The sequence below is a fragment of the Mesorhizobium sp. M5C.F.Ca.IN.020.29.1.1 genome (assembly GCF_003997375.1).
GTDB classification, from domain to species: domain Bacteria; phylum Pseudomonadota; class Alphaproteobacteria; order Rhizobiales; family Rhizobiaceae; genus Mesorhizobium; species Mesorhizobium wenxiniae.
The window spans coordinates 1-2400 of record NZ_RZSW01000735.1; the positions used below are offsets into that span (position 1 = coordinate 1).

Here is a 2400-nt window from a genome sequence, read left to right on the forward strand (position 1 = left end):
ACAGATCTCGGCTCCTACCGCGCCTTCAGCCACCTCGCCGAGGCGGACCTACCGCCCGGGAAGACCCTCGACAGCTTCGCCTTCGACGCCGTGCCGATGGTCTCCAAGGCCGAGGTGATGGCGATCGCCGCCGGCGACAGCTGGCTCGCAAAGGGCGCCAACATCCTGTTGTTTGGCCCGCCCGGCGGCGGAAAGAGCCATCTCGCCGCGGCCATCGGCCTGGCCCTGATCGAGCTTGAAGCCCAACAGCGCGCGAACCAACGCTTTACCATCCAGCCTGTCCGTCTTCGCGCGCCGCCGGCTGCGCGATGTTGCTGTCGAAGCTGGACCAACGACATAGCTTTCAAAGCCGTTCGCCCACCCGCGCGGTTCAAGGGCTGGTCATGGTATCGGTTGATCTCATGCGCGAGGCCTTACCCCAACAGCTCTGACAAATGATCCGGATCTGGTGCAATGTTCCAGGCGTCGATCCGGCAGTTTCCCTGCAGTACATCAAGAATGCAGATATGACCTGTGGCGACCTTGCCATTGAGCGTACTGCCGGCAAGCCGCAGGAAGTAGCGCAGCACGCCGTTGCTCGTCACGGCGAGGACCGCACTATCCTCTCCCTGCGTCCGGGCGAGCTGCCCCACAAAGGTCGTGACGCCATGTGCCAACGCGGCCTCGGAAGGGCTCCAACCAGGCGATTCAGGCCACGCGCCGCTGCGTTCCCACGCGTCCAATTCCTCCCCTCCGAATTGATCTATGATCTCCTGGCTGCTAAAACCCTCCCATACACCATAGTCGATCTCGGCTAAACTCGGATCAACAATTGGTAGGGACGCGCCACCGATCCGCTCCGCGATGATCTGAGCATACTCACGCGTGCGCCGTAGCGGTCCGCAATAGAGTCCACCGGGCCTAACACCCGACTGGCACAGAGTGTTTCCGAGATGTTGAGCCTGGCGGCGGCCCTCTCGTGTAAGCGGGAGGTCGGTTCTGCGGCCGACCCAAACGATCTTATCGCCGGGCTCAAAGGTGTTGCCGTGACGGCTGAGGATAAGCTTCATGGATAGTGGCCGCTTTGTATTGCAGATCATACCGTCTATCGGGCTGGCGGCTCTGCCTCAAGCCGCAACGAGATCGCCCTCTTTGCCGATGATAGCCTCAACGCGCTTCAAATCATCTGGGCTGTCGACAGCCCAGTGAGTCCGACCGCCATAGTCGACTTCGACAACGCGGACAGGTATCCCATGCTCGAGCGCGCGCAATTGCTCAAGTTTCTCAGAACGTTCGAGGGGACCGGATTCGAAACTGATATACTGGCACAGGGTTTCGTAGCGGTACGCGTAGAGTCCGATATGGCGAAAGACCGGCAAGGGATCCGAATCATTGTCTGGTCCATCATTGCGCATGAACGGGATGATGGATTTCGAGAAATAGAGGGCGTTCCAGCGTCGGTCGAAAGTCACAGTTGTGCCTCCGACCTCGCCGTGCCCTTTGGCCGTGCGCAAAGCGTGATAACTGCGCTTGTCCATCCGCACCGCGGCAGTAGCGATCTCCACTGTCGGGTCGCGGCGCATCTCATCGATCAAAGCGGCAATGACCCACGGCGGCGTCAGGACAGCGTCACCCTGAAGGTTCACTACGACGGCAGGCGTCGTGGAAAGCATCTGGGCTGCTTTCAGCACCCGCTCGGTGCCGTTTGTGCATTCCTTCGGGGTTGTCACCACGGCTCCGCCAAAGCTTCGAACATGCTCGGCGATGCGCTCATCGTCAGTGGCGATGCAAACCTCATCTACGTCAGATACCGCACGGGCCAACGACCAGACACGATTGATCATCGTCCGGCCAGTGATCATCGCGAGCGGCTTGCCGAGGAAGCGGCTCGAGCCGTAGCGGGCGGGAATGATGATAGCGACTGGACTCGAAATTCTGGGCATGTTTTCCCCACTCTCAGAAATGCAAAAGATCAATAGACGAGGTTGCGGAATTCCTTGACGCGATGGAACGTGATCAGGTTCGTGTATTGAGGATTCCTCCCCTCGTCATCCCCTGACCGGCACAACACAAGAAGATCATCGCCGTCGACCGCCATGCTCGCGTAGTTCCGTGCGTGACGCTCGGTCTGACCCGCGGCGACAAGTCCGGCAAAGCACCAATCGATGCAATTTCTGGAGAAGTGAAGTTGCAGCCTATGGCGCTCATTGTTCGGCAAATTGTAGCGCGCCTCCGATATGTGCGTGAGGCGCACCATAGAGTCGGTCGCTTGTGAACTCAGCAACCAGTAGAGCCGCGTCTTGTCATCATAAAGCAAAAAGAATTTCATATGGCCTCCCGGAAATGGGACGAAGAGAGCCCTTTTCCCCGACGGCATGATTTCTAATGCTGTGGTCAGACGACCATCATCCTGCTCAATGA

The 2400-nt window shown here is 59.0% G+C and carries 3 protein-coding genes and 2 pseudogenes; 1 reads left to right on the forward strand and 4 read right to left on the reverse strand.

Annotation, left to right across the window (positions count from 1 at the left end; genetic code table 11):
* Nucleotides 1–90 precede the first annotated feature (90 nt).
* A pseudogene (locus EOA85_RS40005) lies at nucleotides 91–171 on the forward strand (hypothetical protein); the annotation flags it as partial.
* A gap of 63 nt (nucleotides 172–234) precedes the next feature.
* Here the strand turns inward: EOA85_RS40005 and EOA85_RS37865 are convergent.
* The 4 genes and pseudogenes from EOA85_RS37865 to EOA85_RS32865 form a co-directional block, all read right to left on the reverse strand.
* A pseudogene (locus EOA85_RS37865) lies at nucleotides 235–354 on the reverse strand (IS110 family transposase); the annotation flags it as partial.
* 59 nt (nucleotides 355–413) lie between these two features.
* Nucleotides 414–1049, reverse strand: a complete 636-nt coding sequence (locus EOA85_RS32855; protein WP_164760045.1) for a histidine phosphatase family protein — start codon at nucleotides 1047–1049, stop codon at nucleotides 414–416.
* 57 nt (nucleotides 1050–1106) lie between these two features.
* On the reverse strand, nucleotides 1107–1955 hold the full coding sequence (gene kdsB, locus EOA85_RS32860) for a 3-deoxy-manno-octulosonate cytidylyltransferase (protein WP_245486231.1): 849 nt from the start codon (nucleotides 1953–1955) through the stop codon (nucleotides 1107–1109).
* Nucleotides 1952–2400, reverse strand: a 449-nt coding sequence (locus EOA85_RS32865) for a hypothetical protein (RefSeq protein ID WP_206523428.1), incomplete at its 5' end; no start/stop codon positions are given. The genes kdsB and EOA85_RS32865, both read right to left, overlap by 4 nt.

Coding starts and splice junctions, on each gene's coding strand:
- EOA85_RS32855 (WP_164760045.1), bottom strand. CDS start 1,049: ATGAAGCTTATCCTCAGCCGTCACGGCAACACCTTTGAGCCCGGCGAT.